General features: G+C 74.6%; 7 protein-coding genes. All 7 read right to left on the bottom strand.

Annotated elements, in window-relative coordinates; genetic code table 11:
• Positions 1-4 precede the first annotated feature (4 nt).
• The 7 genes from IE258_RS11930 to IE258_RS11900 all read right to left on the bottom strand — a co-directional run bounded on the left by IE258_RS11930 (position 5) and on the right by IE258_RS11900 (position 13119).
• On the bottom strand, positions 5-2215 hold the full coding sequence (locus IE258_RS11930; protein ID WP_189742546.1) for a bifunctional glycosyltransferase/CDP-glycerol:glycerophosphate glycerophosphotransferase: 2211 nt from the start codon (positions 2213-2215) through the stop codon (positions 5-7).
• Positions 2216-2279: 64 nt separating this feature from the next.
• Positions 2280-4565, bottom strand: a complete 2286-nt coding sequence (locus IE258_RS11925; protein WP_189742544.1) for a bifunctional glycosyltransferase/CDP-glycerol:glycerophosphate glycerophosphotransferase — start codon at positions 4563-4565, stop codon at positions 2280-2282.
• A gap of 165 nt (positions 4566-4730) precedes the next feature.
• A complete protein-coding gene (locus IE258_RS11920; protein WP_189742542.1) occupies positions 4731-5648 on the bottom strand; it encodes a carbohydrate ABC transporter permease in 918 nt (305 codons plus the stop codon).
• Complete coding sequence (locus IE258_RS11915) at positions 5645-6928, bottom strand: carbohydrate ABC transporter permease (protein ID WP_189742680.1); 1284 nt, start codon at positions 6926-6928, stop codon at positions 5645-5647. The genes IE258_RS11920 and IE258_RS11915 overlap by 4 nt, the downstream gene beginning before the upstream one ends.
• A 94-nt stretch (positions 6929-7022) precedes the next feature.
• Positions 7023-8426, bottom strand: a complete 1404-nt coding sequence (locus IE258_RS11910) for an ABC transporter substrate-binding protein (RefSeq protein ID WP_189742540.1) — start codon at positions 8424-8426, stop codon at positions 7023-7025.
• A gap of 159 nt (positions 8427-8585) precedes the next feature.
• Complete coding sequence (locus tag IE258_RS11905; protein ID WP_373309743.1) at positions 8586-9035, bottom strand: TIR domain-containing protein; 450 nt, start codon at positions 9033-9035, stop codon at positions 8586-8588.
• A gap of 64 nt (positions 9036-9099) precedes the next feature.
• The gene (locus tag IE258_RS11900; RefSeq protein WP_189742538.1) at positions 9100-13119 is read right to left on the bottom strand and encodes an FHA domain-containing protein; all 4020 of its coding nucleotides are present in this window, start codon (positions 13117-13119) and stop codon (positions 9100-9102) included.
• Positions 13120-13379 lie beyond the last annotated feature (260 nt).

Here is a 13379-nt window from a genome sequence, read left to right as displayed (position 1 = left end):
GGGGTCAGCTCCTCACGAGGGTGGCGGCGGCGGGGGCCGGGACGCGCTCCGCGAGCGGGAGCACCGGCGGCAGCGCCTCGGGCGGTTCGCCGAGCAGCACCCGGCGCACGACGCGCTCGGCGGCCCGGCCGTCGTCGAACGCGCAGAACCGCTCCCGGAAGGCCGCCCGCAGCGCCGTCGACTCCCGGCCCGCGTGGGTGCCGTCGGCGAAGACGCGGGCCAGTTCCTCCGGGGTGCGCGCCACCGGTCCGGGCGGGGCCGCCATGAGGTCGAAGTAGACGCCGCGGGTCTCCCGGTAGACGTCCCAGTCCTCGGCGTACACGACGATCGGGCGGTCCAGGTTGGCGTAGTCGAACATGATGGAGGAGTAGTCGGTGACCAGCGCGTCCGCGGCCAGGCAGACGTCCTCGGAGGAGCGGTGCGCGGTCACGTCGATGATCCGGCCGGTGCGTTCGCGGCTCGCGCCCCGGTCGTAGAAGTAGTGCGCGCGCAGCAGCACCACGACGTCCTCGCCGGCCGCCTCGCAGAACGCCTCCAGGTCCAGGCCGCCCGCGCCGAAGCCGGTCTCCCAGTCCCGGTGCGTGGGCGCGTACAGCACCGCCGTCTTCCCCTCCGGGACGCCCAGTTCGCGCCGGACGCGGGCCACGTCCTCGGCACTCGCCGTGCAGTAGACGTCGTTGCGCGGATAGCCGTACTCCAGGTGCTCGTAGGAGCCCGGGAAGGCGCGCTCCCACATCTGGGTGGAGTGCCGGTTCGCGGACAGGTTGAAGTCCCAGCGGTCCACGCGGGCGAGGAGCTTGGTGAAGCTGCCGGTGGCCGCCGCCACCACCGGGTACGTCGACTGGTCCACGCCCATCGTCTTCAGCGGCGTGCCGTGCTGCGTCTGCAGGTGCACGCTGCCGGGGCGCTTGACGACGCCCTCGGCGAAGTTGGCGTTGTTCACCAGGAACTTGGCGCGGGCCAGCACCTCCCAGTACCGGTGGCTGCCGATGACGGCGTGTTCGACGCCCTCCGGCACCGTGTGCGCCTGGTCGGGCTCCACCAGGAACACCGACTTCAGGTGCGGGGCGAGTCGGCGGGCCTCGGCGTGGATCGCGGCCGGGTTGCAGGCGTAGCCGCGGCCCCAGTAGGCGCAGTACACGACGAGGTTCGCATCCAGCGGGCGGCGCAGCTGCCGGCGGTAGCGCAGCCGGGTGCGCAGCCCCCGCGGCCACGGCAGGCGGCGCAGCAGGCCGGTCGCGGCCCGGTTGGCGGCGCGCAGCGCGCGGAACCCGGTGTACGACCCCGACGCCAGCAGCCGGTGCTGCACGCCGAGCCGTCCGCCCGGCGGCCTGAAGCCCGCGGGGCGGTGGCGCCGGTAGAGGCGGCTCGCCCGGCGGTAGAAGGCACGCCGCCCCCGCCCGGTCAGGCGCCGGGGGTGGGCGGCCGTCTTCAGGACCGTCGCGAAGAGCTGCTCGAACAGCGGGCCGCGCCGCTCGGGCGGCAGGCCCAGCTCGGCGGCGTGCGTGAGCGCCAGTTCGACCTGGTCGAGCAGGTCGGCGTGGTGCTCGCCGGGCAGGTTCAGCCGGTTGCCCTGGCGCCGCACCCGGTGCCGCACGACCACCTCGCGCAGCACCGCGACCCGCTCGGCGCGCGCCGCGACCCGGGCGCCGAAGCCGACGTCCGTGTAGTGCCCGGCGGGGAAGTCGAGGCGGCGCTCGGTGAGGAAGGTACGGCGGTGGACCGCGCTCCACGCGGGCAGGTGCACACCGGTCAGCTGCGGGGCGCGCTCGGGGGCGAAGGCGCCGTCCGGTGCCCTCGCGAGCAGCGGGGCGGCAGGGTTGGTGGCCTCGCCCTCCCACCAGGGCACGCGCTCGTACTCGACGTACAGGACGTCGACGCCGCCGGTGTCCGCGAGGCGTGCGTCGAGGGCCGCCAGCGCCCCCGGCACCAGGACGTCGTCGCCGTCCAGGAACAGCAGGTAGGCGCCGGTCGCCGCCCGCATCCCGGCGTTGCGGGCCCCGGCGAGACCGGCCGACGGCGGCGAGTGCACGGGCGTCACCCGGGAGTCCCGCTCGGCGTGCTCCCCGGCGACGTCGGCGGCGGTGCCGTCCGGGGCGTCGCAGACGGGGATCAGCTCGAAGTCGCCGAAGGACTGGCCGAGGACCGAGTCCAGAGCCTGGGAGAGCCGCCCCGCGACCCCATGGGACGGGACGATGATGCTGAAGCGGGGCATACTGCTCTTTCTCTTCTTTCGCTCGTCGGACGGGAGCCCGCGGGCCCCGATGGACAAACGGTGGTCAGAGGCTGTCGGTGACGGTGCGGGGACCCGCGGGTTGCGGCACCGTGGCCAGCGGGGTGCGGGCGAGGGCGGCAGCCGCCGAGGGCGCGGGGCGGCGTTCGGCGAGCGGGACGACCGGCGGCAGGTCCGTCTCGCCCAGGACGACCCGGCGCACGACGCGTTCGGCGGCGCGGCCGTCGTCGTAGGGGCAGAACCGCTCGCGGAAGGCGGCCCGCAGCCGCGCCGACCGGGCGCCGTGCCACTCGCCGCTCGCGAACAGGCCGATCAGCTCGTCCTCGTCCCGCGCGATCGCGCCCGGCGGGAAGGACCGCAGGTCGACGTAGGTGCCGCGGGCCGCCTCGTACGCCTCGGCCTCGTGCGCGTGGATCACGATCGGGCGGTCCAGGCCCGCGTAGTCGAACATCAGGGACGAGTAGTCGGTGACCAGGGCGTCCGAGGCCAGGCACAGCGACTCGACGTGCGGATGGTCGCCGACGTCCAGCACCCGGCCGCCGGACGCGGCGAGCGGGCCGCCGTGGCGGGGATGGGCGCGGGCCAGCACCACGAAGCGCGGACCGAGCCGGCGCACGACGCGCTCCAGGTCCAGGGCGGCGCGCTGGGTGCGCCGGTAGTCGCGGTGGGTGGGTGCGTACAGGATCGCGACCGTGCCCTCGGGGATGCCGAGGGTCTCGCGCAGCCGGACCACGTCCGCGGCCGTCGCCCGCTGGAGGACGTCGGTGCGAGGCTGGCCGCACTCCAGGGTGGTCCAGCCGCCCGGGTGGACGCGTTCCCAGGTCAGGGTGGAGTGGCGGTTGGCGCAGACCACGTAGTCCCAGGAGCCGGCCTCGCGCAGCAGCCGGGCGAAGTCGGTGCCCCGGGCGGCGGCCGGGTGCTCCTGGAGGTCGAGGCCCATGTGCTTGAGGGGAGTCCCGGCCTGCGTCTGGACCAGGACCTGCCCCCGGCGTCTGGCCAGGCCCGCGTCGAAGGCGGCGTCGGACACCAGGTAGCGGGAGCGGGCCAGGGCGGTCCAGTGAGCGGCCGTGCCCGGGGCCAGGCGGCGGGTGCCGGGCGGCACGGTGTGGTGGTGCACCGGGTCGGCGGCCCACGCCGTGCGCACGTGCGGCGCGAGGCGGCGGAACGCCTCCTCCAGCGCGCCCGGGTCGCGGCCGTACCCCCGGTGGCCCTCCACGGCGAAGACGGCACGGTCGGCGCGGAGCGGGAGGCAGCGCTGGACGCGGTAGTGCAGGCGCAGGAGCCCGGTCCGGGCGGTGCGCGCCAGGCTCCCGGTGACCCTCGCGGTACGGCGGCGCAGGGCGGACGCCAGCCGCAGCGCGCCGTAGGTGCGGCGCAGCCCGAGGCGGAGCAGGGCGTGGCGCAGGCGGACCGGCAGCGGGGCCCGGGCGCCGGGGACCCGGTAGCGGCGGCAGTGGACGCGGGCCCGGCGCAGGAACTCGGCACGCAGGGAACGCGGGAGGCGGTCGGGTCGGGTGTACACCGTCGTCAGGTGGTCGGCCATGCGGCGGTACAGGACCGGCCGCCAGCGGGCCAGCTCCTTGCGCGACTCCGGGTGCGTCTCCATGCGCGCCTGGAGGAACGCGAAGACGCGGTCGTACTGGGTGAACACGTCCAGGTGCCGCTCGCCGGGCGTGCCCAGGATGCTGCCCCGCAGGCGCTGCCGGTAGTGGACGCAGACCCGGTCCAGGGTGGCGACGGAGCCCGCGGTCATCAGGACCGGGTACGTCCACGGCGTGTCCTCGTAGTAGCCCGGCGGGAAGGCGAAGCCCTCGCGCACGGCGAACTCCCGCCGCACCGCCTTGTTCCAGGCCACCATCAGCAGCTTCAGCAGGCCCGGCCGGTCCGCGAGCCGGAACGGCGCCGGGCCCTGCTCGGTGAGGTGCGCGGCGGCCTGGTTGCGGACCGTCTCGCCGGTCCAGTACGTGCGCGCGTAGTCGTATACCAGGACGTCCGGCTCGCCCGTCTCCTTGATCCGGTCGGCGATGCCGCGCAGCGCGTGCGGGACGAGGGTGTCGTCGCCGTCGAGGAAGACCAGGTAGTCGCCGCCCGCCCGTTCCATCCCGGCGTTGCGGGCGGGGCCCAGGCCCTCGTTGCGTGCCAGGCGTACGACGCGGACGCGCGGGTCCAGGGCCGCGAACTCGTCGGCGATCGCGCCGCAGGCGTCCGGCGAGCAGTCGTCGACCACGATCAGTTCGAAGTCCGGGTACGACTGGGCCAGCACCGACTCCAGGCACGCGTGCAGATACGCCTGCACCTGGTACGCGGGAACGATGACACTGAACCTGGGCACGGGGACATCCATCGGTCGGCGGGATCGGTGCGGGCGTTCTGCCCGGCAACGGCCGGTGGAGCGGCTTGGTTACGGTCCCCGGGGCATTCGGGGGACGTTGTGCCCGTACGGATGAGGGGGCGGACCGATGACCGGCCCGCCCCCTCACGAGTGGTGTCGCGGCGGCTACTTGACGGCGCCCGCCATGACGCCGGAGACGAACTGCCGCTGGAACGCGAAGAACACGGCCAGCGGGATCACCATGGAGATGAACGCTCCCGGCGCCAGCACGTCGATGTTGTTGCCGAACTGCCGTACCTGGGTCTGCAGGGCGACCGTGATCGGCTGGCTCCCGGAGTCGGAGAAGATCAGCGCGACCAGCATGTCGTTCCACACCCACAGGAACTGGAAGATGCCCAGGCTCGCGATCGCGGGCCCGCCGAGCGGCATCACCACCCGCGCGAACAACCGCAGTTCGCCCGCGCCGTCCAGCCGGGCCGCCTCCAGCAGCTCCCTCGGGATCTCCGCGAAGAAGTTCCGCAGCAGGAACACCGCGAACGGCAGACCGAAACCGACGTGGAAGAGGATCACGCCGAGCATCGAACCGAACAGGCCGATCTTGCCGAAGAGTTCGGCGATCGGGATCAGGGCCACCTGCACGGGCACGACGAGCAGCCCGACCACCGCCAGGAACCACCAGTCGCGGCCCGGGAAGTCCATCCACGCGAACGCGTATCCGGCCAGCGCCCCGATGACCACGACCAGGACGGTCGCGGGGACGGTGATCAGCGCGGTGTTGAGGAGGGAGGAGGTGATGTCGCCGTTCTTGAGCAGCTCCTCGTAGCTCTGGAAGGTGAGCTGCGACGGCTCGGTGAAGACCTTCCACCAGCCGCTCGCCGCCATGTCCTCGGGCGTGCGCAGCGAGGACAGCAGCAGCCCGATCGTCGGGACCAGCCAGAACAGGCCCACCACGATCAGGAACACCCGGACGAGACCGCCGCTGACGGCCTCGGCGAGCCGGGACCCGAGCGGCTGCCTGGCCTTGACGACCGTCTCGGGTGGCTGTGTCGCCGCCGGGATGACGGAACCCGCGTCCGCGGTCATCGCCGCACCTCCCGCCTCAGTCGCCGTACGTTGAACCACATCACCGGGATGACCAGGAGCAGCAGGAACACCGCGATGGCGCTGGCGACGCCCGGCTGGTCCGAGGCGAAGCCCTTGCGGTACAGCTCCAGGGCGAGCACGTTCGCGTCGTCCTGGGAGGAGCCCGGGGCGATGATGAAGACCAGGTCGAAGACCTTCAGCACGTTGATCATCAGGGTGACGACGACGACCGCGAGGACCGGTGCGAGCAGCGGCACCGTGACCCGCCGGAAGACCTGCCACTCGTTGGCGCCGTCGACCCGGGCGGCCTCCAGGAGCTCCCGGGGCATGCCGGCCAGGCCCGCCGCGATCAGCACCATCGCGAAGCCCGCCCACATCCACACGTACGATCCGATGATCGCCGGGGTGACCAAAGAGGGGCCGAGCCAGTTCAGGCCGTTGTACGGCTCCTTGAAGTTGTCGCCGGGCAGCCTCAGCAGCGCCCCGTCGGCCGCTTCGGGCAGCGTGAACGTGCCGTCGCCGGCCGCCGTGGCCGTCGCGACGACCTCGCCGTCCTTGACCGCCTCGATCCTCATCCCGGCATAGCCCAGCTCGGCCGCGTCGACGCCGCCCAGCTTGCCGACGCCCTTGCCGCGGGTGAAGTCCTGCCAGGTGGTGCCGGTGACCTTGCCGTCCGCGGGCCGGGCGGTCGCGGCCTTCTCGGCGTCGTCGGGCATCAGGTCGGGGGCGACGCCCACGAGGGGCAGGACGACCGGGGTGCCCGCGGTCACCGGCTGCTTCGTGATGAACGCGCCGCCGCCCGCGGGCTTCAGCGGCGAGTCGCGGCCCGGGTGCGCCTTCGGGAACGCGGACGACTCGGCGAACGTGTCGTGCACCCCGACCCACACCGCGTTGGCGACGCCCTTGTCCGGGTCCTGGTCGTACACCAGCCGGAAGATGATGCCGGCCGCGAGCATCGAGATGGCCATCGGCATGAAGACGACCAGCTTGAACGCCGTGCCCCAGCGGATGCGTTCGGTCAGCACCGCGAAGATCAGACCGAGCGCGGTGGCGACCGTCGGCGCGAACACCACCCAGATGACGTTGTTCTTCAGGGCGGTGCGGATGCCGTCGTCGGTGAACAGCGTCTCGTAGTTGTCGAACCCGGCGAAGGAGTCGCCGGACTGGTCGTAGAAGCTGCGGATCAGCGAGTACCCGATCGGGTAGACCACGAGCGCGCCGAGCAGCACCAGGGCGGGCAGCAGGAACAGTGCCGCCACGGACCTGCGGGTGCCGGTCACGCTCTTGCGCGACTTGGGTGTCCTGGGGGCGGCGGGGACCGGTGGGCCCTCGGGGGCCGGTCCGGTCCCCGCCGCCGTGGCCGACGTCATGGCGTCAGCCCCCGTAGGCGGCGGCCGCGTCCGCCTCCAGCTTCGCCTGGGCGCCCGCGACGTCCTTCGGGTTCTTGAGGAAGTCCTGGAGCGTCTTCCACTCGCCCTTGCCGGGAGTGCCGCCGAACGCCTGCGGGGCCTGGTCCGACATGTCGAAGCGGAAGTCGTCACCGGCCGCGATCAGCGCGTCGGCGATCTTCTTCTGCACCTCGTTCGGGTACACGGAAGCGTCCACGCTCTTGTTGGGCGAGAGGAACCCGCCGAGCTTCGCCTGGATCGCCGCCGCGTCCGGCGAGGCCAGCCAGGTGGCCAGCGCCTGCGCCGCCTTGGAGTCCTTGAAGACCACGGCCGCGTCGCCGCCGGACACCACCGGCGCGGTGTCGCCCACGGCCGGGAACGGGAACACCTTCGCGTCCGTGCCGACCTTCGCCTTCGTCTCGCCGATGTTGACCTGCACGAAGTCGCCCTCGTAGACCATGCCCGCCTTGGGCTGGTCGCCCCCGGTGAAGGTCTGCGTCACCGAGGCCGGGAACTCCGTCTGGAGCGCGCCGGACGCGCCGCCCGCGACGAAGTCCTTCTTGCCCCAGATCTCCGCGAGGGTGGTCAGGGCCTCCTTCACGGACGGGTCCGTCCACTTGATCTCGTGCTTGGCGAGCTGGTCGTACTTCTCCGGGCCCGCCTGCGAGAGGTAGACGTTCTCGAACCAGTCGGTGAGCGTCCAGCCGTCCGCGCCGCCCACGGAGAACGGGGCGACGCCCGAGTCGTAGACCATCTGGGCCGTGTCGAGCAGCTCGTCCCAGGTCTTGGGCTCGGCGGCGCCCGCGTTCTCGAAGACCTGCGCGTTGTACCAGATCAGCGACTTGTTGGCGGCCTTGTAGTACACGCCGTACTGCTTGCCGCCGACCTTGCCGATGTCCTGCCAGCCCTGCGAGTAGTTCTCGCCCAGCTCCTTGGTCGCCTCGGCGCCCAGCGGCTTGGCCCAGCCCTTGTCCACGGCCTGCTTGATGGCGCCGGGCTGTGGGAGCATCGCCACGTCCGGCGGGGCGCCGCCCGCGATCTTCGAGCCGAGGAAGTTGATGATCGGGTCCTGGGCGGGCACGAAGGTCACCTTGGCGCCGGTGCGCTTCTCGAACTCGGTGAGGACCTGCTTGAAGTTCTTCTGCTCGGTGCCCGTCCAGACGGCGGCGACCTCCAGGCTCTCGCCGTCCAGCTTGGGGAGGGTGACGGAGGAGGCCGGTGCCTTGGTGCCGCCGTCCTTGTCGCCGTTGTCACCGCCGCCGCCGCCGTTGTCGTCGTCGCCGCCGCACGCGGTGAGCGAGAGGGCGAGTGCCGCCACGGCGAGGGTGGCGGCGGCGCGGGTGGTCCTCTTGACGGTTCTGCCTGTCCGGATGGTGCTGCTCGTGCGCATCACTGCCCCGTTCTTCGTTCATCGTCGAACGCTCGGCGCTGTTCCGTGCGCTCTGGTGTACGCCAGGGGGGTGAGGGCGGCAAGGGCGCGTCCGCTGTCAAGAGGGCTTTCGTGACCGCGTCGTGACCGTGATCGGGCACCCGGCGCGGGTGCTGAGGGTCAGGGAGCGGGGGGACAGGCGCCGGGGTCGGCTTCGGGGTGCGTGAACCGCACGGGCTTGCCCAGCGACCGGGCGTAGGTGATTTCGGCCCGGGTGCTGTCTCCGACGTAGGGGCCGACCACGAGCACCTCGTCGGCGAGCCTGATCTTCGCTCGGTGCAGCTCGCCGAGCCGGGTCTTCAACGCGTCGGCCTCGGCAGGGCCGGACCGGAGCCCGTGCGGCGACTTCATGTCGACACCCGGCCTGACGACGATCCTTCCGGCGCAGGTCTCCCGCAGGTCGGCCTCGGCCATCTCGGTCATGAAACGGGTGGAGCCGCAGATCACGACGATGGGCGGGAGGTGCAACCGCTGCTTCGCCTCGGCGAGTTCCGTCTCGCCGAGTTCTGCCTCGGTCGGCTTCTCGGCGGCCGGTTTCTCCTCGGGCGTGAGCGGTTGCGGGTATGACACCGGTTCCTCCTGACGGTGTGGTTCAAGGGGTGTCCGGGGAGACCGAGCCGGGATGGGACACGCATCACAGGAGTGAGGGGACCTCCGCGGCCGAGACCTCCCGGGCCGCCCGCTCCAGGGCGCTGGCCAGGAGGGCCAGGTCGGTGGGGCCGTTGCCCAGTTCGCGTACCGGGCGGCGGGTGGGCGGGTCGCCCATCCGGTGCCACTCCAGGGGGACCACCGTGGGGCGCAGGGTCGCCGTGCGCGGGATGCGGCCGGTGACGCGGCCGCCCTGGAAGACGGTGGTGCGACCGTCGGGGCGGGCCAGCCTCCCGCGCCCGGGCGCCGGTTCGTCCGGGCCCGGCACCGGTGTGTCCAGGGTGACGCGCAGGGTCGCGCGCAGGGCCGGTTCCGTGTTCTCCGTACGGCCGCCGGGGGCGGTCGCCGCCACCAGGTGGACGCCGAGCCGCTCGCCCTCCCGCGCTACGGCCTCCAGGGCCCGCATCACCGACCCCGCCGCGGGCCGCCCGGGGGAACCGAGCGGGGGCGCCACGAGCGCGTCGAGGTCGTCGACGACCACGACCAGGCGGGGGAGCGGCGGAACGGGTCCCGTGCGGCGCTTGGCGGCGGGCCGCAGGCGCAGGGTGGAGCTGGGCGGGGACTCGACGTCCCCGGAGTCGGAGCCCGGCGCGGGCGCCGCCGTGGTCGGTGTGCGCTGGGTGACCAGTCGGCCCGACACCTCGCGTCCCGTGTGCCACTCGGCGAAGTCGGAGCGCCCGAGCAGCTCGGCGCGCCGCTTCAGCTCGGCGCTCAGCGACTGCGCGAACTCCCGCATCCGCACGGGGTCGTTGGCGGTGAGGTGGGTGGTGACGTGCGGTACGTCCGTGCACACGCGCAGGCCCTCGCCGTGGGCGCCGCCCGAACTCACGCTGTCGCGGCCGTCCATGAGGACGACGCCGAGCCGGTCGGGGCGCTCGGCGGAGGCGAGCGAGGCGACGAGCGCCCGCAGCAGCTCGGTGCGGCCGCTGCCGGGCGGCCCCTCGACGAGCAGGTGCGGGCCCTCGGCGGCCAGGTCGACCGGGACGGGGCCGCGCGGACCGGCGCCCAGCACCGCCTGCGCGCGCCCTCCGAGCGACTCCGTGTCGTCGGCCGCGGCGGCCCAGCGGGCCATCAGGGAGGCCGGGGTGGCACGGGCCAGGCCCAGTTCGTCGAGGAGCCGGGCCGTCTGGGGGAGCGGTGCGGACACGCGCGCGTGGTGCTCGCCACCGCCTCCGGCGCTGTCCGTGCGCAGCGGGGCCAGGGCGCGTGCGAACCGCTCGGCCCAGGGCAGGGAGACGGCGTCCACCGTGCCGAGGGTGCCGTGACCGACCGGCCCGGCGGGAGCGGCCGGGGTGTCCGCGCCCGCGTTGGTGCCCGTGCGGGCGACGCGCAGCAGGCGCAGGGTCGTCGCCACGTCGCCGCTGAGCAGCGCCACGGCACCGCACTCCCGGAACACCGGCGACACCGCGCAGGCCGCCTCGTAGGTCCGCGTCACCGGGGAGGTGGGGGAGGCGGCGGCCGTCTCGGCGAGGCACACCACGTGGACGCCGGCGCGCGGCCCCTCCAGGGCCAGCCGCGCCACCGCCTCGCGCACGTCGGCACCGCCGGGGTCCCCGTCCACGACGACCACCGTGTACGGCCCGGTGAAGCCGCTGGAAGGGTCGGCTCCCGCGTCGGGCCGTGCCCAGGAGGGCTGCGGGCGGACCGAGTTCGCGGTCGCCGCCGGGTCCGTCGTCGCCGCCACCGTCGTCGCCGGGTCTTCGCTCGTGCCGTGGGGGCGCGCCCCGGGCCGGGCTTCGTCCGCGAGGCGGTCGTCCAGGCGGCGGAGGAGTTCGGAGGCGCGGGCCGTGGCCTGTTCGCGGTCGTGGGCGAGCAGCAGGCGGCAGTCCTGGCCGTGTCCCGGGCGCACCTGCGGCAGCCAGCCCAGCCAGGACCACTCGGCCGTCCGCTCGGCAAGCGGACGGGAACGGTCCGCGCTGATCAGCACGATCTCCAGGGCGTCCGCGGAGTGCAGCGCGGCAAGCTGGGCCAGCACCGAACGGGCCAGCCCGGTGAGCCGCTCCCGCGGGCCCGCGAGGCCGAGCGCGCCCACCTCGCGCAGGTCGGCGGTCACCGGCACCGCGGGCAGCGGGGCGTCACCGCCCGGCACCACCCGGTCGGCCGTGCCGAGCCGCACGGTGAGCGCCTCCGGGTGGCCGGGGCCGCGCTCCCACAGCCGCGGCCCCGGTCCCAGCGCCGTCAGCAGCAGCGACGCGGGGTCCGGCCAGGTCTCCGGGGCGTGGGAGAGGCCGGACGGGGGCGCCGGTGCCGGCCCGCTTCCTACCTCTTCGGGCGCCTGCGTGCCGGGCGCGGCGGCCTCCGGAGCAGCTCCGCGCCCGCCGGTCAGCCGCCGCGCCCACGCTCCTATCCCACCGCGCCTGCGCACCTCCTGCGGCACGTCGGTACCGCGCAGGGGAGTCCCTTTGCGTCCGGAGCGGGCGCCCGGAGCGCCGTCACGGCCGGTGCCGCGCTCCCGGGCGGTACGGGCGTCCGGGCCGACATCGCCTTCCGGGCCGGGGGCGGAGCCGGCGTCGGGGGCCGCCGTACCGGCCGCGCCCGTACGGGAGACGCCGGTGCCGGCCGCGGCCGCGCGGGCAGCGCCCCCACCGTCCGTGCCCGTATCTGTCGCGCCCCGGTCGCGTGCCCGGGGGTCGGGTGCGCCGTAGTCGCCGGGGCCGGTCCCGGCGGGGTGGGGTGTGCCCACTGTGTCGGCGCCGGGCGTGCCGGGGCCAGCCCCGTACGAGTCCTGGCCTGGGGCGCTCTGGCCGTACGGGTTCTGGCCGCGTGCCCGCTGGGCCGGCGCGCCGTAGGCGTCCGTGTCGGGTCCGTCGGTGCGGGGAGCGCCCGCGGCGGGGCCGCCGGTCGCGTACGACCCCGCGCCCCGCGCGCCGCCGTGCGTCTCGCCTCCGGTGGGCGACTGCCGGGGCAGTCCCGCCGTGGGGCCGGTGCCGTGGCTCTCGATGCGGGGCGCGCCGCCCTGGCCGGGGACCTGCGGCGGCTCGACGGGCACCCGGCCCGTCTCGTACCCGGAGGTGCCGTACGCGTGGTGGGTGCGGCCGCGGGGCCGGGGCGTGCCGTCCGGTCCCGTGCCGTGGGGCGCGGTGTCCGGTGCGGTCCCGTCCGTCGCGGCGGTCCCGTGGACGCTCCCGGCGCCCCCGCCCGTCACCCGGGTGAATCGCGTCGGTCCGGTCGGTCCGTCCGGTCCGGTCGGGCGGCCCTCGGCGGCGCGGACCGGGCCCGCCGCGCGGGAGCCGCCGTCCGCGCCGCGCACCCGTCCCTCGGCGCCGTCGGCCACGCGCGCGTGGGCCACCGTGTCGCCCTCTCCGTCGCCCGACGCGGGCGTCCGGAGCCCGGACAGCCGTACGTGGCCCTCTCCGTCCGGCGCCGTCTCCACCCGCACTTCCGCCGCCGGCGGCACCGGCACGAGCCGCAGGGCCGACTCGCCGATCCGCAGCAGCGCACCCGGCGCGAAGCGGACCGGGCGGTCGCCCACGCGGGCGCCGTCCAGGGTGGTGCCGTTGGTGGAGCCCAGGTCGGCGACGGAGACGCGGGCGTCGGGACCGACGGTCACGGCGCAGTGCATCCGGGAGACGTCCGGGTCGTCGAGCGCGACGTCGGCGTCGGCGGAGCGGCCGAGCCGGATCTGGCCGCCGTGCAGCAGGTGGACGCCGCCCGCGTCGGGGCCCGCGACCACATGGAGCTGGGCGGGGACGTCGGCCGGCTCGGTGTGCGGGTCGGGCTCGCCGGGGGCGCCCAGGCAGAGCACGGCGCCGTCGATCAGCGGGGGCTCGCCCAGGGTGCTGCGCTGGGCGTCGAGGCGCTGCGCCCCGGCGTAGAGCACCACCTGGCCGGATCCCGGGCCCTCGCCGGGGAGTGTGGCGGCCAGCGCGGAGGCGACCGCTGCCAGGGCGGTGCCCGCCGGTGCGGTGACGAGTACGTCACTTCGCGCGGCACGGGCCCCCACCGGATCAGGAGCAGCCGAAGCATGCGGGCCCAGCGGGTCTACGACGGTCAGCCGGATCTGCATCGCCGTAAGCGGTCCCTTCGCGCGGGCGCCCGCACGCCGGGACAGAAGCCGTCACCACGGTCCCCCCACCGCGGACTTCCCCCACCGTCACACGAGCACGTCGGCCAGTACTGCACGCATCCTCGCACCTGCCACTGACAACGCGCCCGCCCTCCTCCGTCAAATGATCTTGATTGGTCGGCTCTGCCCCCAAAAATGCCTGACAGCTGAGCCGCGGATGATCGAATACCGCCCGCTTGAGATCGGTCACGTGCGTGCAG

Source organism: Streptomyces tendae (assembly GCF_014650435.1).
Classification (GTDB): domain Bacteria; phylum Actinomycetota; class Actinomycetes; order Streptomycetales; family Streptomycetaceae; genus Streptomyces; species Streptomyces tendae.
Note: the sequence above shows the minus strand (reverse complement) of the source record. Positions and strands in the feature narration are given on the sequence as shown.